The sequence below is a fragment of the Sphingobacterium sp. UT-1RO-CII-1 genome (assembly GCF_026711005.1).
GTDB lineage: Bacteria > Bacteroidota > Bacteroidia > Sphingobacteriales > Sphingobacteriaceae > Sphingobacterium.
This window is the reverse complement of sequence record NZ_JAPPVJ010000003.1, coordinates 129,369-152,430: the sequence shown is the minus strand read 5'-3', so window position 1 is coordinate 152,430 and position 23,062 is coordinate 129,369. Positions and strand designations below refer to the sequence as shown.

Annotated in this window: 17 protein-coding genes; all 17 read left to right on the top strand. The window is 34.0% G+C overall.

Features of this window, described 5'->3' with window-relative positions:
* The first annotated feature begins 90 nt into the window (after positions 1-90).
* The 17 genes from rplT to ORI89_RS08040 all read left to right on the top strand — a co-directional run bounded on the left by rplT (position 91) and on the right by ORI89_RS08040 (position 22,983).
* On the top strand, positions 91-435 hold the full coding sequence (gene rplT, locus ORI89_RS08120) for a 50S ribosomal protein L20 (protein WP_268229961.1): 345 nt from the start codon (positions 91-93) through the stop codon (positions 433-435).
* Between the two features lie 161 nt (positions 436-596).
* The gene (locus tag ORI89_RS08115; protein WP_268229960.1) at positions 597-1,655 is read left to right on the top strand and encodes a LacI family DNA-binding transcriptional regulator; all 1,059 of its coding nucleotides are present in this window, start codon (positions 597-599) and stop codon (positions 1,653-1,655) included.
* Positions 1,656-2,067: 412 nt separating this feature from the next.
* Positions 2,068-3,354 (top strand): acetylxylan esterase, encoded by a 1,287-nt coding sequence (locus ORI89_RS08110; RefSeq protein ID WP_268229959.1) that lies wholly within the window; start codon positions 2,068-2,070, stop codon positions 3,352-3,354.
* A complete protein-coding gene (locus ORI89_RS08105; protein WP_268229958.1) occupies positions 3,351-4,871 on the top strand; it encodes a PQQ-dependent sugar dehydrogenase in 1,521 nt (506 codons plus the stop codon). Before ORI89_RS08110 ends, ORI89_RS08105 begins: the two co-directional genes overlap by 4 nt.
* A 5-nt stretch (positions 4,872-4,876) precedes the next feature.
* Entirely contained in the window at positions 4,877-6,079 is a 1,203-nt protein-coding gene (locus ORI89_RS08100) for an NRAMP family divalent metal transporter (RefSeq protein WP_268229957.1), read from the top strand.
* A 1-nt stretch (position 6,080) separates the two neighbouring features.
* Positions 6,081-7,103, top strand: coding sequence for an NAD-dependent epimerase/dehydratase family protein (locus ORI89_RS08095; RefSeq protein WP_268229956.1), 1,023 nt, complete (start codon positions 6,081-6,083; stop codon positions 7,101-7,103).
* A gap of 35 nt (positions 7,104-7,138) precedes the next feature.
* Positions 7,139-8,164, top strand: a complete 1,026-nt coding sequence (locus ORI89_RS08090) for a dihydrodipicolinate synthase family protein (RefSeq protein ID WP_268229955.1) — start codon at positions 7,139-7,141, stop codon at positions 8,162-8,164.
* Between the two features lie 476 nt (positions 8,165-8,640).
* The gene (locus ORI89_RS08085) at positions 8,641-11,940 is read left to right on the top strand and encodes a SusC/RagA family TonB-linked outer membrane protein (RefSeq protein WP_268229954.1); all 3,300 of its coding nucleotides are present in this window, start codon (positions 8,641-8,643) and stop codon (positions 11,938-11,940) included.
* An 8-nt stretch (positions 11,941-11,948) separates the two neighbouring features.
* The gene (locus ORI89_RS08080) at positions 11,949-13,673 is read left to right on the top strand and encodes a RagB/SusD family nutrient uptake outer membrane protein (protein ID WP_268229953.1); all 1,725 of its coding nucleotides are present in this window, start codon (positions 11,949-11,951) and stop codon (positions 13,671-13,673) included.
* A gap of 294 nt (positions 13,674-13,967) precedes the next feature.
* Positions 13,968-15,101 (top strand): dienelactone hydrolase family protein, encoded by a 1,134-nt coding sequence (locus tag ORI89_RS08075; RefSeq protein WP_268229952.1) that lies wholly within the window; start codon positions 13,968-13,970, stop codon positions 15,099-15,101.
* Positions 15,102-15,240: 139 nt separating this feature from the next.
* Positions 15,241-16,626, top strand: coding sequence for a mandelate racemase/muconate lactonizing enzyme family protein (locus ORI89_RS08070; RefSeq protein WP_268229951.1), 1,386 nt, complete (start codon positions 15,241-15,243; stop codon positions 16,624-16,626).
* 135 nt (positions 16,627-16,761) lie between these two features.
* Entirely contained in the window at positions 16,762-17,787 is a 1,026-nt protein-coding gene (locus ORI89_RS08065) for a plastocyanin/azurin family copper-binding protein (RefSeq protein WP_268229950.1), read from the top strand.
* A complete protein-coding gene (locus ORI89_RS08060) occupies positions 17,784-19,247 on the top strand; it encodes a PQQ-dependent sugar dehydrogenase (RefSeq protein ID WP_268229949.1) in 1,464 nt (487 codons plus the stop codon). The genes ORI89_RS08065 and ORI89_RS08060 overlap by 4 nt, the downstream gene beginning before the upstream one ends.
* 227 nt (positions 19,248-19,474) lie before the next feature.
* Positions 19,475-20,059: a hypothetical protein gene (locus ORI89_RS08055; RefSeq protein WP_268229948.1), complete on the top strand. Its 585-nt coding sequence runs from the start codon at positions 19,475-19,477 to the stop codon at positions 20,057-20,059.
* Positions 20,060-20,198: 139 nt separating this feature from the next.
* Positions 20,199-21,158, top strand: a complete 960-nt coding sequence (locus tag ORI89_RS08050; protein ID WP_268229947.1) for a sugar phosphate isomerase/epimerase family protein — start codon at positions 20,199-20,201, stop codon at positions 21,156-21,158.
* A 601-nt stretch (positions 21,159-21,759) separates the two neighbouring features.
* Positions 21,760-22,146: a response regulator gene (locus ORI89_RS08045; RefSeq protein WP_268229946.1), complete on the top strand. Its 387-nt coding sequence runs from the start codon at positions 21,760-21,762 to the stop codon at positions 22,144-22,146.
* 54 nt (positions 22,147-22,200) lie between these two features.
* A complete protein-coding gene (locus ORI89_RS08040; protein WP_268229945.1) occupies positions 22,201-22,983 on the top strand; it encodes a DUF3050 domain-containing protein in 783 nt (260 codons plus the stop codon).
* The last annotated feature ends 79 nt before the right edge of the window (positions 22,984-23,062 follow it).

Genomic DNA, 23,062 nt, shown 5'->3' with positions numbered 1-23,062 from the left:
GTTTTATTTTAATACATTTTTTGACCGGGTATCAGGTTGTAAGATTACTGAAAAACGTAACGCCTTATACCAAATTAAATTTTTATAATTATGCCACGTTCGGTTAACGCAGTAGCTTCGAGAAGAAGAAGAAAAAGAATCCTGAAATTAGCTAAAGGTTATTTCGGATCAAGAAGCAAGGTTTACACCATTGCTAAAAATTCAGTAGAAAAAGGTTTACTATACGCTTATCGCGACCGTAAAACTAAAAAACGCGAGTTTAGAGCTTTATGGATTCAACGTATTAACGCTGGAGCCCGTCAACACGGAATTTCTTATTCACAGTTGATTGGTAAGTTACATGCAAATAATATCGGTTTAAACCGTAAGGTTTTAGCTGATTTAGCTATGAACAATCCAGATGCTTTTAAAGCAGTTATTGATACCGTAAAATAGAGTTTTAAACCGCTATCAATTTGTTAGATATTTTAAAAGGAGCTGTAAAGCTCCTTTTTTATTTTTATATATTTCTTCGAAATAAAGTCGCATCGGTAAATGTTAGATTATTTTACTACTTTAGTTCTGTCCACTATCTTTATTTTTGTTGTTAAAATTATATGAGTGAGAAGAAAAAGTTCGGTATCAAAGATATTGCTAAACTAGCCAATGTTTCCATTGCCACAGTAGATCGGGTTTTGAATAATAGGAAAGATGTATCCGATGTAACGAGAGAAAAGATCCAAAAAATAATTAAAGAAAATAATTATCGACCTAACATGTACGCAAGGTCGCTTTCTGTAAAGAATAATCTTAGCATTGCTGTATTAATTCCTCGAACTTCCCAACAAACTGGATACTGGGAGTTATGTTTAACAGGAATTAATAAAGGAATTGATGAATTTAGTTCGTTTGGTATAAATATAGATGTTTTTTTGTATGATCAGGAAGATGTTAGTACATTTAATAAGGCAGCGGATACCGTGTTTGAAACGAAATTTAATGCAGTTGTAGTAGCGCCAATATTTATAGAGGAAACAAGATGCTTTGTTGATAGGTGTAAGCAAAATGGCTTACAGACTATTTTTATTAATTCAGATATACCCAACTCATCATCTTTAGGATATGTAGGGCCAGACTTATATAGCACTGGACGTTTAGCAGGAAATTTGACTTCTTATCTTGTTCAAGATGAATCAAAACTTTTAATTTTAAATGTGGGTAAAGGTTTACAGAACTATAAATATTTAAATACCAAAATTGAAGGTTACACGAAATATCTGGAGAATTTGGGTCGGAATTTTGATATTGTTCTAAGAGATATACATCATAACGATTATAATGATGTATCGAGAGAATTAAGTAATCTTGTTGAGGAAATAGTGCCCGATTTAATATTTGTAACCAATTCAAGGGTGTCAGTAGTTGGGCAATTTTTTCATGAAAGACCTGACTTTGTAAAACCTCATATTATTGGATTCGATTTTTTGCCATCGAATGTTGATTATTTAGCAAAAGGAGTAGTCGATTTTTTAATTTGTCAAAGGCCTGATAAGCAGGGGTATTTGGCGATAGAATACTTGTATAATTACTTTTTGTTAAAGGAAAAACCGGCAGATATAAAATCTATGCCGATAGACATATTAACTATAGAAAATTATTTATTTTACGAAAATTAGATAAAAATTAGTAAAAACTATTTTTTATATTTATAATTGTATTGTTAAAAGCAGTCTTAAGAAGTAATGCGATTTAAGACGATATAAATCTAAGTAAAGATCAATTCTTTTTTTTGAAAATTAATGTGATTCTAATAAAAAAACAAGAATTTACGGTAACGTTTACGCAATGATTTTCTTCTGCTGTTTTAAAACATTAATACGTTTTATTATCAACATTTTAAATGTTGAAGAGAAGAAGTTCAAATGTGTTTTTTTACTGATATGAAAAATATTATTGAAATATTTATATCGTAAAGGAGGCGCAAGGATGAGTAATAATAAGATGGAAAACCTTTCTGATTATTTGACAATAAACTAATCAGATAAAAGATAAACCGAGCGTGATAGCTCATGAAGTAATTATAGACATATGAAAAAGCTTAGTATATTATTCTTGTCTTGCGTTTTTTATAATTTTTGTTATAGTCAGATTACATTTGACCTGAGATTGGCGGGTGGTAAAAATGAGTATAAGTTGCATGATAGTATTACTGTAGAAATAATAGCAGATGAGACGGCATTTTCTGTATTAAAAGGGAAACAATATAAGTTGATGTATGGGAAGGAAGGAGAAAATGATGGGAAAGTTTTGGAAGGTTATATTTTTAATAAAAGGACTATAGTTAATATTCTTCCAACTGATTTAGCTCAAGTTTTACGTATAAAAGCTAGTATAGAGATAGATTCTGAAGTGATTATTAAAGAAATAGGCGCTGTAATTGATTCTGATAATTTACGTAGAACAACTATTTATCCTATTGACTTTGCTTCATTTTGGAAGAGACAATTGGAGGGTATACAAGAGGTTGCTTTAGATTCAAAGATAATACAAGCTGTGGATTTGTCTTCTGAAACGGTCGACGTGTATTACGTTAACTATGTAGTTGATAAAGATGGATCTCGTTTTTATGGAGTTCTAACTATACCTAAGCAAAGCGATAAAAATACAAAAATGCCTGTTGTGGTCATTTATCCAGGTGCTGGAGTTAGACCTTATAGTGCAAATATGAAATTTGCGGAGGCAAATATTATTACTCTACAGTTAGGTGTGCATGGTATTCCTATAAATTCAGACCCAGGTTTGTATAGTGCATTAGCTAAAGGGGCTTTGAATGGATATCCTTATTTTAATTTACAGTCAAAAGATACTTATTATTTCAATCGAGTTATTAAAGGATGTGTACGAGCTTTGGATTTTTTAGAGACTTTAGACGAGGTAGATAGTGAAAAAATAGTTGTTAGTGGGTCTTCTCAAGGGGGAGCATTGAGTTTGATAGTAACAGGTTTAGACGAGAGAATAAAAGCGGTCGCTGTTTACTGCCCGGCTCTATGTCAAACGAATGGTTCCATGTTTGATGAACCTTCAGGATGGCCTCAACCACTTAAGAATATTACAGATGAGTGGGTATATGCTTCCAGGGAACAGGTGATACCTTATTATGATGTGGTAAATTTTGTAAAAGCTATTAAGGTACCGGTTTTTATGACTTGGGGCTTAATTGACGATGTAACCCCAGCAACTACGATTTATGCAGCGTATAATACGATAGTTTCAGAAAGGAGAAAGTATGTACTAGCTGATGTAGCACATGCGAATCATCCAAGCCAAATTATGGCAGTTTATGATTTTATAACCGATTATTTTAAAGTAATATGAGTATAATAAGAGTATTATTGATTCTGATACCATTGGCCCTTCTAATTGGTTGTGAGCATGACAATAAAGAGAAATATATAGATTTTATAAAAGTTTCTGATAAATCGTATATCGGGATCAGTGAAATTCAAGATAGCTTGGACGTGCCATGGGATATACAGTATAATGAGGGAAGTAATTCGATTTTTTTTACAGAAATCAAAGGCAGTATATTTGAGTTGGATTTAAAAACTAATACTAAAAATCTAATTTATAGAGTGCCTAATGTATTTCATAAACGAACTATGGGACTATTAGGGCTAGCTATTCATCCTAATTTTAGAAATAAGCCTTATTTATACGCTTGTTATACGACTGAGGAAGAAGGAAAATATTATAGTGAATTGGTGAAGCTTAAGTTGGAAAAAAGAAAAGTAGTACAATCTGATGTATTATTGCGTATACCAGGTGCTTTGGGGCATAATGGATCGAGATTAACATTTGATTTGGAAGGGTATTTATATTGGGCAACTGGAGATGCATTGTCGTTAACAGATTCGCAGGATTCAACAACATTAAATGGTAAGATTTTACGAATGAAAGATGACGGCAGTATACCTAAAGACAATCCATTAACGAATTCTTATGTTTATGCATGGGGCTTTAGGAATATTCAAGGGTTAACGGTAACCTCAAATGGGAAAATAATGGCCTCAGAGCATGGAGATGCAATTGAGGATGAAGTAAATTATATTCAGCCTTTGCATAATTATGGTTGGAGAGAGATAGAAGGGTATCATGATAAACCTCATGAAATTGAAATAGCAAGAAGAAGAAATATGACCGAGCCTATCAAGGCTTGGACACCTGTTATAGCTCCAGCAGGAATGAAATATTATCGTAATTCTTTGTTGCCTGAGTGGGATAATAGTCTTCTCTTAGTTACATTGAAAACACAAAGTTTTAGGGTGTTAAAGTTGAATGAAGAACAAACTAACATTATCGATGAGAAGGTTTATTTAAAAGATTATTATGGACGCATTCGATCTGTCACATCCGATAAAAAAGGTAATATATATATAGCAACAAGTAATCGGGATTGGAATCCGCAGAAAGGTTTTCCTAAGCATAATGATGATAGAATATTAAAGCTGTCTGTTATTGATTTTAAACCAGATAATTTTATGTCTGCAGAAGAGGATATAATAGAGAATAAGAGTAATGGAAAAGTTCTTTACAAATCTTATTGTGCATCCTGTCATAAAGATGATGGAATGGGAGTTCGAAAATATTTTCCACCACTTGTTCAAACAGCTACAGTAGAAAGTAAAAACAAGTTTTTAGAGGTTGTTTTGAAAGGTCTAAAAGGCCCAATTGAAGTAAATGGAGATGTATACGATCAAGAAATGCCTTCTTTTAGTTTTTTGTCGAATAGTGAAATAACAGCTATCTCTAATTATATCAGGACAGGACTCGGTAATAATTACAGTGTTATTGATACCGTAGATGTTAATAAAATGAGAATGAAAATCAATTAGAAACTATGAAGAAAATCTTAAATATTTTAGGGCCAGGCGTTATTACTGCTGCAGTTGTTTTTGGGCCAAGTAAAATGACTATCACTTCTAAAATGGGGGCAGATTACGAATATTCTTTAATGTGGATAGTGATAGTCGCATTATTTTTCATGGGGATTTATACGTCTATGTGTTCGCGTATAGGCGTAATTCACAACAAGTCTTTATTAACGTTGATTAAGGAGCATTTTAATAAGACAATAGGTGTAATGATAGGAGTAGGTATTTTTTTTGTAGCAACTTCTTTTCAGGCGGGTAATAGCATAGGGGTAGGAATTGCAATAGCGGAAGCTACGAATACATCAATGGATATATGGATTATTTTATTTACTGTTTTAGGAATTGCATTATTGTTCTTTCCTTCATTTTATAAAGTAATGGAGAAGTTGATGATTACTTTAGTATTACTGATGTTGGGTTGTTTTATAGCGACCTTGTTTTTGGCGGAAATAAATTTTCTATTACTCTTTAAAGGGTTTATCCCATCCATTCCAGACGGATCTGTAGGGTTAATTATAGCTTTTACTGCTTCTTGTTTTTCTCTTGTTGGAGCGTTTTATCAAACTTATCTTATTCAAGAACGAAAGAAAACTGGTAATGAAGGTATGAGTATCAAAAACTCGGAACGGGGAGCGTTTACGGGAGTAGTTTTGTTGGGTTTTATGAGTGCATCTGTTTTAGTTTGTGCCGCCGCAGTTTTATTTCCAAAGAATATTCACGTAAATGGTGCTGCTGAAATGGGGAAAGCCTTGGAACCTCTTTTTGGAAAATATGCAAGTTCGTTGTTTTTTGTAGGATTATTTGGAGCTTCCTTTTCTTCTTTGGTTGGAAATGCTACAGTAGGAGGGGTTCTATTGAGTGATGCATTAGGTTTGGGGAGTAGTATGGATTCTAAGAAAACGAAAGTTTTAATATCTATTGTTATGATTTTGGGATGTATTGTTGCAATTTCTTTCGGCAAACTTCCTTTGGAATTGATTGTGTTAGCACAAAGTGTAACTATTTTTTTAGTGCCTTTTATAGGCGTGTCTATCTTTTGGATTGCTAATAGTAAAAAGGTAATGGGAGAATATGTTAATAGTAACTTTTATAAGTGGGGAGGAGCTCTGGGCTTAACGGTGATAATTGTGTTAATGGTAGCGAATGTTTACGATATGTTTTTAAAATAAAATGAAGAATAAATTATTAGTAGAGTTGGAGAAGCAATATACGCAACCCTCTGATGTTTTTTTAAGAGATCTTGCCCGTCTAGATGGTGATTTTATGTTTTTGGGAATAGGAGGGAAAATGGGGCCAAGTATGGCTAAGCTTTTAATAGATGGTTTGAAAGAACTTAATGTTTCACGTAAAGTTTATGGTGTTTCCCGCTTTTCTAATAAAGATGGAAAGAAATATTTGCAAAATATTGGAGTCGAAACTATTGTGTGTGATTTGTTGGATGAGGAAGATCTGCAAAGTTTACCTGAGGTGAAAAATATCATTTATTTAGCAGGGTTTAAGTTTGGTGCTGTTGGAAATGAAGATTTCACTTGGGCTATGAATACTTATTTGCCTGGTCGTATAGCGGAAAAATTTAAAGCATCACGTATTGTTGCCTTGTCTTCCGGTAACGTATTGCCTTTTGTGAATGTTACATCGGGGGGAGTGGATGAACATACCGCCCCTGAACCAATCGGGGAATATGCCCAAAGTACTTTGGGAAGAGAAAGAATATTTACCTATTTCAGTAAGAAGAATCAAACTCCCATATTATTATATCGATTAAACTACGCTGTGGATTTTAGGTATGGAGTTGTGCATGAAATCGGAAAAAAAGTATTTAGAGGAGAGAGTGTAAATCTACAGACAAATAATGTAAATGTTATTTGGCAACATGACGCTAATGAAATTGCTATAAGGAGTTTGCTGCATGTAGAAAGCCCCGCAAAGGTTTTGAATGTTACCGGACCTGAGATTTTATCGGTGAAGTGGATAGCTGAAAGGCTAGGAGAAAAAATGGGAATAAAACCAATTTTTGAAGGGGAGCCAGAAAGTACAGCATTATTAAATAATGCTTCGGAATGTCATAAAATATTCGGCTATCCGAAAGTGACAATTATGGATGTTATAGAAATTACTGCTCAGTGGATATTGAATAATGGAGATGAATTTGGAAAGAATACTAGTTTTCAAGAAAGAAAGGGGAAGTTTTAATGCAAATGTTGGATAAAAAGTTAAAGGCATATTTAATGGAAGGTATAGTCCTTCCTGCTCATCCTTTGTGTTTGGATGAACACAGACATTTTGATGAAGATAATCAGCGATTATTAACTGAATATTATATAGCTAGTGGAGCTGGTGGTGTTGCAGTGGGAGTTCATTCGACACAGTTTGAGATTAGGGATCCGCAACATAATTTATTTGAAAAAGTTTTAGAAGTAACGGCTAATGTTATAGCAGAGAAAAAACTGGAGAGACCTTTCTTAAAAATAGCTGGTATATGTGGACCAATAGAACAAGCTATAGAAGAAGCTAAAATAGCCGTATCATATGGTTATGATATGGGATTGTTAAGTATGGGAGGATTGCATAATGCGACAGAGGAAGAAATTCTTGAACGGACAGAAGCAGTTGCTCAGGTGATTCCTGTATTTGGGTTTTATTTACAACCTTCTGTTGGAGGTCGTGTTTTTAGTTACGATTTTTGGACTAAGTTTGTCGAAATTAAGAATGTTGAGGCTATAAAGTGTGCATCTTTTAATAGGTATCAGACACTCGATGTTGTAAGAGCAATCGCATATTCATCTAGGAAAGAAGACATCGCATTGTATACTGGTAATGATGACAATATTATAAATGATTTATTGGCAGTGTATAGGTTTGATGTAAATGGGAAGCAAGAAGAAGTACAATTTAAAGGAGGACTTTTAGGACATTGGGCTGTGTGGACTAGGAAAGCCGTAGAGCTGATAAGAGAAGTAAAAAGTTTTAAAGAAAAGCCGACAATAGAAAAATGGCGTGAATTACAGATTTTAGCCAATCAAACAACGGACGCTAATGCTATTATATTTGATGTCGCAAATGATTTTAAGGGTTGTATACCAGGAATTCATGAAGTTTTGAGACGTCAAGGACTAATGAAAGGAATTTGGTGTTTAAATCCCGAGGAAATATTATCTCTAGGTCAGTTTGATGAATTGAACCGAATAGAGCGTGATTATCCATGGCTAAATGATAATGATTTTGTAACCGAATTTTTGTTAGAGAGGAGATAGTATAAAATAAACTGCGAAGAGAAGAACTGTTTATTTTTGTTGTACTTGGTTATTTCAAAGGTTGTATTTAAGAACCAGGAATTAGCAGCTAATACATAAAATAATTTTGCTTTTATTTTAAATAATAAAAAAAGTATATTATATTGCAAATATTATAAATCGATAGTAGCAGGACTTATTTTTAAATGTCTAACTTTTAATTAAGTAGTACAAGACTTTTTTCGGTAACGTAAACGAGTTGTCTTGTGCAGTTTTTAGTTAAGTATTCGACTTTTAAATGATGAATAGAAATGGTACGGAATAGATTTTCTTATTATTTATTCTGTATGTATTCTTTTAGATCGTTTACGTTAACGAAAGTGTTTAATAAGCGTAAGTATGATGAGTTACTGATAATAGTAGCGTTACAAACTTTAATAAATAGTATTGTGATAGCTAAATAGATAAAAAATTGAGTAACATAAAATAAACTAATTATGATAAAAAGAAAAGTTCATGTTTCTTTACCATTTCTGGAAAGAGCCCGGAGTCGTAGCCGATTGCATTCTTTATTAAAGGTTATGGGGATAAGCTTATTTGCATGTGTAGTAGGAGGTAATGTTAAGGCTTCCCCATTTTCTAAGCAGGAAAAGTTAGGGTTTTATAAAGACCTAGAAATTCAAAAGTCTATAGGGGGAATAGTAAAAAATTCAAATGGAGAACCAATTGTGGGAGCTACTATTAGGGTAGAAAGAATACAAGTGAGCCAAACTACTAACGAAAAGGGAGTTTTTAATTTTTCTAATTCAGATTTAAAAAACTCTGATTTTCTTTCCATCAGCTATGTTGGTTATAAGAGTCAAAAAATAGCTATTGGAAACACACTATCATTCGATATTGTTTTAGAACAGGACGAAGCGACTTTAGATGAAGTTGTAGTTGTAGGTTATGGTACACAAAAAAGATCACATATGACTGCTGCCGTTGATGTTGTGTCTGGAGAGGCATTAACTAATCGGCCGTCAGCTAATGTATCAGATCTAATAAAAGGAGCTTCTCCTAATATGAATATCAATATGGGAATGCGTGGAGGTGAGCCTGGGGCTGCAAGTGGGTGGAATATAAGAGGTGTTGGCTCATTGAATGGCAATAGTTCGCCTTTAGTATTGGTTGATGGTGTTGAAGTAGATATTAATAGTGTGGACCCAGAAACCGTAGAGAGTGTATCCGTACTTAAAGATGCTTCTGCTGCTGCAGTATATGGGTCTCGTGCGCCGTATGGTGTAGTTCTTATTACAACAAAAAAAGGAAAGCAGTCTGACAATACGCAAGTTAGTTATTCAAATAATTTTTCTTTAAACTCTCTTCTTCGTCTACCTCATTTTATTGATTCTTACACCTGGGCAACTGTTTATAATCAGGCAAATGCTAATGCTGGCTTAGCTCCAGTTTATAGTGATGAACAGATGGAACGGATAAAAGGGTACTTAGATGGGACATTTCCATATGAGTACGACCCTGATAATCCAATAGATAATATTTGGGCAGGACGAAGAAATGGTAATGCTAATAATGACTGGCCTCATTTGTTAATGGGAAATAACTCAATCAGTCATAAACATAACATTAATGTCTCAGGAGGTTCAGCAAAGACTCAATATTTTTTGTCAGCAGGGTATACTAAGCAAAATGGTACATACGCATTTGGTCATGACCATTATAGAAGATATAATTTATTATCGAATCTTTCAACAGAAGTTACAGATTGGTTACGTATAAATTCAAGTTTAAAATGGGCTCAATCTGATACAGACTACCCTATGGGAGAGACTACTGTAGGACGAGAGCATACCTTTAGAGAAATGTTAATGTTTGCGCCAATGATGCCTCATTATAATATTAACGGTACTGTACAAAGTCCACTAGTACGTTTGTTGGAGGATTCAGGAAGAGATAAAAGTAAAAGAAGTGATTTTTTAGCAAATATTGGTGCAGAATTGGAACCGGTTAAAGGCTGGAAAACAGTGTTTAATTATAATTATAATATTAGAAATACTAAAGCTAGTGCAAATCCTAAGCCAGTAATGGTGGAGTTAGGCGATGGTTCTTTGGGAAATATCGGTAAGCCAGAGTCAGTCTATACATCTGCTTATTCAGAATATGTTTATAAAATTTTAAACTTAGTATCTTCTTATGAGCAGCAATTGGATAAACATTACTTTAATGTAATGGCTGGTTATGAGCAAGAGGAAGCATTAACAACAGGCTTATCTGCCACTGGGACGTCTCCTGTGGTAGATAATTATCCCTCTATTAAAACATCATTAGGAGGGGTGATTGCTACAGACAATATGGCCGATTGGTCTAATCGTGGTGTTTTTGGGCGCTTAAACTATAACTATGATGAGAAATATTTAGTTGAACTAAGTGGAAGGTATAGCGGTTCCTCTCGCTTTCCAAAAGAAAAAAGATTCGGTTTTTTCCCTTCTGCATCCGTTGGATACACCGTTTCAAAAGAGGATTTTTGGAAACCTATTTCTCCTTATTTAGAATACTTTAAGGTGCGAGTTTCGTACGGGTCTTTAGGAAATCAGAATATAGCCAACCATTTATTCTATGATAAATTGGGGATTGTAGGAGAAGGTCCCTGGATTATGGGAAATAAACGTCCGCAATATGCTAATGTTCCTGCTTTAATTAGTGATGATATAACTTGGGAGACAATAACAACATTGAATTTCGGTGTAGAAACTAGGTTGTTAAACTCTCGTTTAGATCTAAGTTTTGATTGGTATGACAGAAGAACCTACGATATGTTAGGAGCAGCATATGACTTGCCATTTTTATTAGGAACAGGTACACCTGTAACAAATAATGCTGATTTGTCGACAAAAGGGTTTGAGCTAGTACTGGGATGGAATGATAAGATAGGGTCAGAGTTTAATTACAATGTGAAGTTAGCTCTCGGAGATAGTAGAACAACAATTACAAGATATTTAAATCTTACAGAAAGATTTGATACTTGGTATGCAGGAAAAAAATATGGTGAAATTTGGGGGTTTGAAACCGAGGGCATCATTCAAACTGCAGAACAAGCGAAAAATATGGCTGACCAATCTAGATATCATAAAGATTGGAGACCAGGAGATATTCAGTATAAAGACTTAAGTGGTGATGGTACTATTGATGAAGGAAGTCGGACTTTGAGTGAACGGGGAGACTTAAAAGTAATCGGGAATAAAAGTCCACGTTATAATGTTGGTATAAATTTAGGCGCCAGTTGGAAAGGTATAGATTTTAATATGTTTTGGCAAGGCATTTTGAAAAGGGAGTTCTACCCAGAAGCAAGTTCTCCGCTATTCTGGGGTACGACAGGAGCGTGGGCATCATCAGGTCTTTATAGACATTCTCCTGCATTAGACTATTGGCGCCCAGCTGATGAAACAAATATATTAGGCCCCAATACAGACGCTTATTTACCAAAACCCTATTTTACTCCAGAGACGAATAAGAATAGGCAGGTGCAAGATCGCTATTTGCAAAATGCAGGGTATATACGCTTGAAAAACTTGCAGATAGGTTATACCATTCCACAATCAGTAACAAAAAATATTTTTAGTAAGGCGAGAGTATATTTTTCGGGAGAAAATCTATTGACGTTTTCAGGATTGGATAAAGTATTTGATCCGGAAACTGCTATGGCTTCAGATAGTCGAGAAGGAGGATATCTTACAAATGGTGTGATTTATCCAATGAGTAAGGTTTTTTCTTTTGGTGTTAATATTACATTAAATTAATGATGGTTATGAAAACTTTAAAAATATTTATAGGCTTTATCTCATTGTGTTTGTTAGCAGCTTGTAATGATAGCTTTTTGGAACGGCCTCCTTTGGATCAGGTGGCATCAGAGATGTTTTTTGAGAAACCTGAACATTTAGAGACGTATGTGAATCAGTTTTATAATGCGACTTTTTTTCCAAAATATGCTAACCATGGTAATGATTATGATAGTGATGACTTAGTAGGAGCTACGCCTAATGTTCGCTTACAAGGAACTCGACCTATTATTACTACTGGAAGTATAGGGTTTGGAAATATTAGAAGTGTGAATTATTTTATGACACACTATAAAAAAATTGAGGACTTACACCCCTTTGATAGTTATAAGCAGTATGTAGGAGAAGCTTATTATTTTAAAGCAGTGGCTTATTTTAATCTTTTGAAAAGTTATGGCGATATACAATGGTTAGATATTGATTTAGGTACGAGTTCGCCCGAATTATATAATGAGCGGACATCCCGAGATATTGTTGCTGATCGTATTATTGCATGCTTGGATACAGCTGCAATGTATTTGTCAGGAGAGAGAACTAATGGGTACGAAAGGGTTAATAAATGGATAGCATTATTAATGCAAAGCCGTGTAGCATTATATGAAGGAACTTGGCAAAAATATCATAAAGGGACTGAGTTTGCTGTTCAAAATGCAGACCCAAACAAATACTTGACTAAAGCAGTAGAGGCGGCAGGTAAGATTATGGAGTCAGGACTGTACTCGATTTATAATACGGGAAATCCTGAAATAGACTATAAGAACTTATTTATTCAAAGAGACTACTCAGCAAATAGTGAAGTTATGTTCTGGCGAAAATATGATAATAACTTGTCACGAGGCGATGGTAGTTTTACTAATGATCGTAATTTTCGAATGTCTCTACCATTGGGAAAATCTGTAGCAAAAAGTGCCATTGACGATTATTTATGTATTGATGGAAAGTCTATTGCTGGAAATACATTGTTTCAGGGGTATACTAACATTACTGCAGAAATGGAAAATCGAGATTTACGTTTTAGGCAAACTGTAGCATCTCCCGATCAGATATGGAAGGTATATGCGAATGCTGGCACTGATAATTGGTCTATCGTGTATTCAAAGTTAAATAGTAACGCAGATCATAATGCTCCTACCGGATATATTCTCCAGAAAGGGTATGATCCTCAGGTGATTTATCATGTACAACAATATGAAGAAACTCCATCTATTTTGTTTCGCTATGCAGAAGTTTTATTGAATTATGTTGAAGCAAAAGCTGAGCTAGGGTCTATCGTACAGGCTGATGTTGATAAAACTATTAAGCTATTACGGGAGCGTGTTGGTATGCCTAATATTGATATTGCTTCAATAGCAATAGATCCTAACTGGCATTTTCCAACTCTATCTCCTCTTATAAATGAAATTAGAAGAGAGCGTAGAATTGAACTTTTAGGAGAGGGGTTTCGTTGGAATGATATCGCACGTTGGGCAGCGGCGAAAGAGTTGATTGTAGGTAAGCGACCAAAAGGCTTTTTGGCAAGTCAAATAGCAAAGAACCCTTTTTATGAAGATCAAGAAGGCTTTATGGATCCATATCAAAAGGCAATTCCTTCAGGTTACGGATTTCAATTAGATAGAGATTATTTAGACTGCATTCCTGAAAGTCAAATTGTGTTGAACAATAAGCTAACGCAAAATCCTGGTTGGAAAAAATGATGATTGTGTGAGGAAAATGATTTATTTACTGATATAGATTATCAGTAAATAAATCATTTTAACAAACCTTGAATATTTTGTACTTCAACTATTTGAAACTAGCTACTATTAAATGAAGTTGTAGGAATATAGTATATAATGAAGAGAAATAAATTTGTAAAAGTAGTGTTTTAATTTATGGGCTTTTAAATGTTGTTGGTTATAAAGAACATTTTTTAGAGCAAGTATGAAATACAGCAATCTTATTGCAGATGAATATTCGATAGAATACAAAAAAAGAATGATTATACAAATATGAAAGGAAATCAACTTACTAGCTTATTCACCAAAGGATATTGCTTAACTTTTATTGCTTTGTTTAGTTTTAGTGTAGTTCTTTTAGCTCAGGAAAAAACACTTACTCAGGAAGAAGACGATAAACGAATAGATCGGTATGAAAAGCAGCTGTCAGATTACTTCACAAATGAGATTATCAATGGATATAAAGAACGTGCATCAATAAAATGGAATAGAGACTACACAAATATTGGAAGTTTTTTAAGAAGTGTTGAAGCTAATAGGCGTAGGTGGGAAGAGGTCATTAAACCACCTCTATTAAAACAAAGTGGATCGCCTGAGCGCACCCCCTATGTCGTTAATGGCGTTGAGGGAGAATGGATTCGTATCCCGTTAGGTGGAATTTATGCAGAAGGAATGTTGGCACTTCCCAATGGGGCGTCTAAAGAAAAACCAGTGCCTATAATTATAGCGCAACATGGTATTGGTAGCGGATCGGAAACCCCATTTGAGAATGGGAAGAATTATCACGCTTATGCAAAAGCTTTAGTTGAAGCCGGTTTTGCAGTATTATCTCCGTTAAATTTACGTTCCATAGAGCGACGGAATAATATTGAAAGGTATGCAAGGCTTGCTAAAACCAGTATACCGGGCGTTGAGCTTGTTAGGATGCAGTTTCTTCTTGATTTAGCACTCCAAGATCCACGTATTGACTCCGAGCGAGTTGGTATGTGGGGAATATCTTTGGGCGGAATGGCTACTATGTTTTGGACACCGCTTGAACCACGTATTAAAGCATCAATTGTTTCAGCTTGGTTTAACGAAAGATTGAATAAAATGATTGTTCCTGATAAAAGATATACCAGTTTTATTGGCACTAAAGAAGATTATGTATATATGACTGGCTGGCTGGATGAGTTTAGAGATGATGATGTTGTGTCTTTGATTGCACCACGTCCCCTACAGATACAACACGGTAAAAAAGATCAAATAGCCTACTGGCCACAAGTGATGGAAGAGTATGAACGTGCAGCCCAACATTATAAAAAGCTTGGAATAGAAGATAGAATTGAGATGATTATGCATGAAGGTGGTCATGAAGCTATTGTTGAACCAGGAGTGAAATTCTTTCAAAAGTGGTTGAAGAATTAACGTGGTATATATTTTAATGAGGTGAAAATATGTTTTATCTACTTTGTATTATCTTAAGTGATTCGCTAAATATTTTGTGAATTTTCGTTGTTAGGTTTAGGAAAGTTTGTATTTACTAGGTAGTTGTATGAATCTAATTATGAATAGAAGGAAATTTATAAAAAGTAGTGCTTTAGTTTATGGGTTTATAAATGTTGTTGGTCATAAAGAATCTTTTTTTGAAACAGACATGGAAGAAGAAATAGAAATTAGAATTAGAAAATTTGATAGTGATTTTGAGAGAGAGAAGTTAAGGATTCCTTTAGGTCTGAAAGGTGGGTACCTTACAGAATTATGGCAGGTAGCTGTGATGTTAAGTAGTGAGACGGGGATGCATAGTATTGGTTTAGGGACTCAAAGTGTTTTATATGGAGATCCCAATATTTTTGAAGAACATACTGAAGCCAACGGTAACGCTATTATGTTTGCTTTAACAAATCAAGCATTAGCGATATTGTCAAAGATGAAAATCACAAACCCCATGGATACATTGGAGTTAATTATACCAGAATTATACCACAAAGCTAAACAGATTACAAATAGGTCTGATCTCAATATTAATTTTGTGTATAATGCTTGTGTGAGTGTTGATAACGCATTGTGGATGTTGTACGCAAAAGAAAACAAACTGTCGACTTTTTATGATCTATTTCCCGAAAAGTATAAAGATACTTTTTCCTATAAAAATCAAAAGGTAGCTATTATGTACCAGATACCTTATGATATGAAAATTGAAGACATTGAGAAAGCGGCGGACAATGGTTACTTTATATTTAAATTCAAAACTGGTGCACCTGGTAGTCAGGAAGAAATGTTAGTAAAGGATTGTAAGAGACTTACCGAGGTTCATAATGTTTTAAAAGGAGTAAGGACTTCGCAGACTCTGAATGGCAAAGTTTATTATACTATGGATGCCAATGCCCGGTATGATACGAAAGAACGTTTAAATAGATACTTGGATCATGCGAAAAAAATAGGTGCATTTGAGCATATTTTACTGTATGAAGAGCCTTTTGTAGAATCAAACAACGAAGATGTTTCAGACATTGGGGTGATGATTGCAGCGGATGAAAGCATACATACAGTGGAAGACGCTATGCGAAAGATAAAACTTGGTTATAGCGCTTTTGTATTGAAAGGGATAGCAAAAACTTTAAGTTTAACAGCTCAAATTGCTAAGGTGGCGAATGATCATGGTATTCCTTGTTTATGTGCAGATTTGACAGTGAACCCCATTTTAATTGATTGGAACAAAAACATCGCAGGAAGTATTGCGCCATTTCCTCAATTAGGTATGGGGATGATGGAAACTAACGGAGATATGAATTATATTAATTGGGACGATATGTTTGGAAAACATCCTATGTCAGGAGCAGAATGGACAAAAGTCAAACAAGGGGTTTTTGAACTTGATGATGATTTTTACGCATCTAGCGGAGGGATCTTTGATACGTCGTCTTATTATCAACAATTTTTTAAGAAATAGTGTTAATTTAAATCATTAATTATGATTCTTCTGGATAAGAGACCGCTTAAAATATTTTTTCAAAATGTTTTGAAAATCAATGAGTGGAAGGTTTTTTTTCTTATACTGTGTGCCTGCTGTATTAACACTAGTTTTTTGTTTTCGCAATCTAATGAAAATAAAGCTACAATAGAATTAAGCGTTCTGCCAGGTTTGCAATTTGATAAAGTGAGATTTCATGTGAAACCAAAGCAGAAAGTGAAAATTTCGTTTACCAATACCGATGATATGGATCATAATTTATTGATTTTATTACCAGGTAGTCGCGAACGTGTTGTTGCAAAAGCAAATAGGTTGGGAAGTGATGGGCATAATAAGAATTATAACCCCGCAACAGAAGATGTATTATGGGCTTTGCCTATTTTACAAGGCAAAGAAAGTAAAATATTAGAGTTTGTTGCTCCTGATAAAGAAGGTATATATCCTTATGTCTGTACCGTTCCTGGACATGGAACGATTATGTACGGAGCTATGTATGTGAGTAATCAGGCATCAATGCCTGATATAACAATTGATGGGAATATTCCTGAAAGTAGAAGAACTGTTGAAAAGACTGCAACTGTAGCTCATCCTTTTTCACTAAAACCTCCTTATTATTACCGAACTTATATAGAAGGGGTGAGCCCAGCTGCCATTATAATGCACTTACCTCATAGATTGTCTTATTGTTGGGATGCTAGTAGTTGTAAATTGGTGCTTGTATGGGAAGGTGATTTTGTGGACAATACAGACATATGGAAAGGGCATAAAGATGCAAGATCTAAAATATTAGGAAATGTTTTTTATAATGAAAAGGTTCAAGTTCCGATAGAAATTATAGGAAATAATGTAAAGAACAAAGTCGCTTTTAAAGGTTATAAGATTGTTAAAGGGGGATATTTAGAACTTCATTATACACTTGATGATGTAGATATATATGAAACTATTAAAGATGTAGAGCACGGACAAGCTCTATTAAGAGAGTTTCGAATTCTAGGGTTAGAACAGAATGTATATTTTAATTATACAGCTACACCAAAGGTTGAATATTTTTATAAAGGCAAAAAACTCGTTGGCAATAAAATTGAAATGAAGGCAGAAGATGCACAAAGTTTTTCTGTTTTACTAAAGCTTGAAAAATGAGATATTTATATTTGATTGTTGTGTTCCTATTTGTATCATGTAAGAATGATGTGGAAAACTTATCATATTTGTCCCCTTATACTATTGAAGATGTGGAAATGCCTGATGGCCTTACTGCAGAAGTGGGAGCACTTGATTTTATGCCAGATGGTAAGTTAGTTGCCTCTTTTATGAGGGGCGAAATTATGATTTATAATCCTGAAAGTAAGGAATGGAAACTTTTTGCACGAGGTTTACATGAGCCATTAGGCATTTTAGTCGAAGATTCTACTTCGGTACTGGTTATGCAACTGCCTGAATTAACTAGAGTTAAAGATACAGATGGAGATGGAACGGCAGATTATTTTGAGACTGTTTATGATGGTTACGGATTGACTGGGAATTATCATGAATTTACTTATGGACCTGTCCGAGATAGTAAAGGTAACTTGTATATAGCGTTGAATGCATCTTCTTCGGGAGGAGGAATTTCTAAAATTGTTCGGGGGAAATTAAACATGGATGGTAAGAGTAAGAGAGGGGGAATGTTTTCAGTCGTTCCTTATAGGGGCTGGGTTATACAACTAACTAAACAAGGACAAGTTATTCCATATGCATCGGGATTTAGATCCCCTAACGGTTTACTTATAGATAGTAAGGACAGGCTATACGTTACAGATAATCAAGGTGACTGGGTCGCTTCAAGCCCATTGTACTATGTTGAAAAAGGAGGGTTTTATGGACAACCTGCAAGTTTAATATGGACTGAGGGATGGAATCAAGGGAACCCATTTGAACTTTCTGTCGATGTACTAGATTCTTTGCGAAAGAAACCTATGATTATATTTCCACATAATGTTATTGCAAATTCCCCAACACAGCCAGTATTAATTAAAAATAACGATTATTTAAAAGATTTTGAAGGACAATTTATTGTAGGAGAAATGAATCAAGAGCGCTTGGTGCGGGTTATACCGGAAGAAGTGAATGGAATTATACAAGGAGCTGTAACACCATTTATTGATGGAGAAGGGTTAAGAAAGGGGAATAATCGTTTGGCTTTTGGACCTGATGGTAGTCTTTGGGTAGGTCAATCTGATCATGGTTGGCTAGGGGACCGGGGAATTCAGAAAATATCCTTCTCAAAACGTAGGATGTTTGATGTTAAAGATGTTTCTTTACTTAGTAAGGGTTTTAAACTTACTTTTACCGAAAAAATTAGGAATGTTAATCTTGATTCATTAGTTCAAGTTAAGAGATATAGGTATCATTATCATGAAAAATATGGCTCAGAACAGATAGATTTACATAAAGTCAAGGTACAGGACATTCTTATTAAAGGTAATGAAGTTTTTTTAGACTTTGAGAGTATGCAAAAAGGTTTTGTTTATGAAATACAATTAGATTCTTTGTTTTCAAAAAATAAACGAGACTCGCTTCATAATAAAATTATTACATATACTGTAAATGAACTGAGGTAATATCGGATAATAGCTAGATACATTGATAAAAAGTTTTGTTAAAAAACAAAAACATTATAATTTGTTAGATATTTAAAAAAGGAGCTTTAAAGCTCCTTTTTTATTAGCATAGCGTTTAAAAGAAAAATACAGATTTTCGACAAAAACAATTAAATAGGACGTTTCTTAAGCGTACTTATAAACATTATAATTTGTTATCTTGTTAGTAAAATTATAATACATGTTGTATGGCTGAAATATTGATTTCTATTTCTTTTAAACTCTGTAAGGATGCTCTAGAACAAGTTAATGGACTAAGAAAGGCTTTGTTAGATAGTCTCGAAATGAAGGTAGATAATTTACATAATGAACTAGAGCTTAAAGTTTGTGACTTTTTTTTACAAGATCATATGGTAGACTTGTTCAAGGAAGAGCTTTTGAAAGTATTTAGCCATGATTCTTCCCAATATGTTTATTTTGACGATTATGCTTTTTTTGAATCTACTGGTAAACTTGCTTTTATTCCTACAAGTCAGTCAAGAGCCTATTTACTAGAAAAAATTAGAAAAATTAATTCTATATTAAGTAGATTAAAGGTTGATATGAATCGGTATGATCTTTATTTGTTTTTAGAAGAAAAGTTTTCTGTTGATAATATTTCAAAAATAAGATCAATGGCCGAGCTGAAAGTTGTGGATTTTGAGTTTTTTTGCGAGAGCATATTTTTAAAAGTAAATCAATTAGAATTTCCCGAAAATTATGAGACTTTTGAGATTAAGTTTGGTAATAAAAGATTGCCAGGCTCTGCTAATGAGCAATTAAAACTTTTTTAAATTATTATATTTGGATATGAACAGAAATCTAGTTTAGCAGTATATTAAAAATAATTGGGGCTGGTTTCGTTTTCGCGATAATACTTTACGAGTAATGAGTAGAGTAACTTCATTATAAACTATAAAAATGATCAATTGTATGGAAAAGACTAAATTATCAAGACGCGGATGGTTAAAAGGGACAGCGTTATTGGGGCTGGCTTCTATGGGAGCTGAAACTTTGTTAGCAAGTCAAAAACCTGAAAAATCTGTTCAGAACAAATACACACCACCTATACGATTTGCCGTATCAAGCTATTCTTATTGGCACTTTGATAAAATAAAATATCCGATTGAAAAAGTCATTGACAATGCTTCTAAACTTGGGTTTGATGGAGTGGAAATATTGCACCGACAGATGGAAAGTGAAGAAAAGACCTATATGAATAAACTAAAACGTTTGGCTTTTGATGCAGGCTTAGCACTCCCCATGCTATCTATCCATCAAAGCTTTGTCAAGCCTGACCTGGAAGCTAGAAAAAAAGATATTGAACATACTAAAAGATGTATTCAACTTGCTGTACAGATGGGGATCCCATGTATTCGTATGAATACCGGAAGCTGGGGGACAGGTCGATCGGCTCCTGATTATTATCAGACAGGTAAGGAAACACCATTGCCAGGCTATACAGATGAAGATGCGATAAAATGGTGTATAGATGGTCTTGCTGAGTGTTTGATAGATGCAGAAAGAGAAGGTGTAATCTTAGCTATCGAAAACCATTGGGGGTTATCGTCCAATATTGATTATTTAGAACGCATTTATATGGCTTTGAAGGATAATCCCTCTATGGGATTAAATTTAGATACGGGCAATTATGTTGGAGACCCCTACCCACAGTTTGAACGATTGGTGAAATATGCTAATATCATTCAAGCAAAAACCTACTACGGTGGAGGGGTTTACTATGATTTGGATTTAGACTACCAACGTTTGGGTAAAATAGCTCGTGAACAGGGGTTCAAAGGCTATGTGTCTTTAGAAATGGAAGGGCATGAAAACCCCGATACAGCTGTTCCTAAAAGCTTAGAATTGCTTAAAAAAGCATTTAATGGTTAAGACTTACTTGAGATAGTGTACTATGAAAACACATTTGATATATGAAAGTAGAGAAAACGAATGTGTTATAAAAAATAACGGATAATAGTTTAATCATCAGGTCTATATAAACGACTTTATATTTAACCTATTTTTAAAAGAGTTAAGGGTCGTCTTAGAAAAACAGATGCTATTATTTGGAGAAAAAAATAGCAATAAGATTGTAGGGGAGGCTAACAGGGCCGCATAGCAATCAAAAGAAATAATATTAAAAAACATAAAAATAAGCGAGATCGAATTTAAAGACTTATTTCAGATCTTTTAATCTTAATAAGATATATCTTAAGCAGGGTAATATTCTACCAAAAACTGTTTCTGCTAGTTTTGGTGAAATATTACCCTTTCCATGTTATTTACTTTGTTGCATGTCATTTTAAAAAACCAAGATATCCAATAACACTTATTCATGACTTTCGATTTTTGGTGTAAGAAAGTTTAAGAGATGCATAGCTTACTATTTAGAATAAAATTAGCTTGAAAAAATAAAAAAGCTGTGTTTGTTTTATTATTTCAAGGAAAATATTATTTTAGCTATTGGCTAACCACTAAAAATATAACTATTATGGTCGAAAGAAAACATGTAAAAGTTGTTTTTGTAGATGATTCTGAAATTAACCATTTTGTTCTGAGAAGCTTAACAAAGTCTTATCCTGATTTCGATTTTCTTTCTATGGAAAAAAATGGACAGGAGCTTTTGAACTCTCTTGAAAATAATGCGTTAATTCCTGAAATTGGTATTGTTGATATTCATATGCCTTATTTAAATGGTATTGCTACCACAAGAAAGTTGATGAAAAGGTATCCGGACATTAAAGTATATGGATTTACTTCATCTTCGGATGATATGGAAAGGGAGTCTATGTTGGAAGCAGGAGCTTTTAAAATATATGCTAAAGATCAACTAGAAGCTTTGTTAGAAGATATTAGAAAGCAAAAGTCACTAGTTTAAACTAGCCAATACTGTATTTTTTCTATTTTATTCATAATGTTCTACTTTTGCCCTATGAATAAAATAGAAAAGATAAATAAACGAATTGAATCGCAACGCAATATTCTTTTGAGGCACTCTGCCTATAAAAGAATTTGTAATATTGAAGGGCTCTGTGTTTTTACTGAATTTCATGTCTATGCTGTATGGGACTTTATGTCACTTTTAAAAGCATTACAATATGAACTTACGTGTGTTAAAACACCATGGATCCCCAGTTATTCGTCTGATATTCGTCATTTAATAAATGAAATTGTATTGGCAGAAGAGTCGGATGAGTTTATCGATGGCAGACACCTAAGTCATTTTGAAATGTATTTAGAAGCGATGCAAGAGTTGGGAGCGGAAATAAATCCAATCTGTAATCTTGTTGATCGACTGAAACATGGGGATGACTTATATGAAGTATTAGATACTATTTATTTAGATGAGCGGGTTAGGCAATTTTTGAAATTTACCTTTGCCATTATTGAAGAAGGACAACCGCATAAAATTGCAGCAGCCTTTACATTTGGAAGAGAAAACTTGATCCCGGATATGTTCTCGAGTATTTTGACCTCATTAAAAGATAGATTGCCTGAAGGAAAGCTATCGAAATTTATCTATTATTTTCAGAGACATATAGAATTGGATGGAGACGAGCACGGACCTTTAGCAATGAAGATGATTTTAGAGCTGGTCGGTAATGATGAAAACAAATGGAAAGAGGTGGAAGAAGTAGCTTTAAGAGCTTTAGAAGTTCGTGTCGAGCTTTGGAATGCTATAGATGATAAGTTGCAGTTGATGGGGAATGAATAATATTTACTAGTGATAAAAGGTAAGTATATTTTAATAATATTATTATAATTTTTCAATAAAGAAGCGGTTTTCATAAACC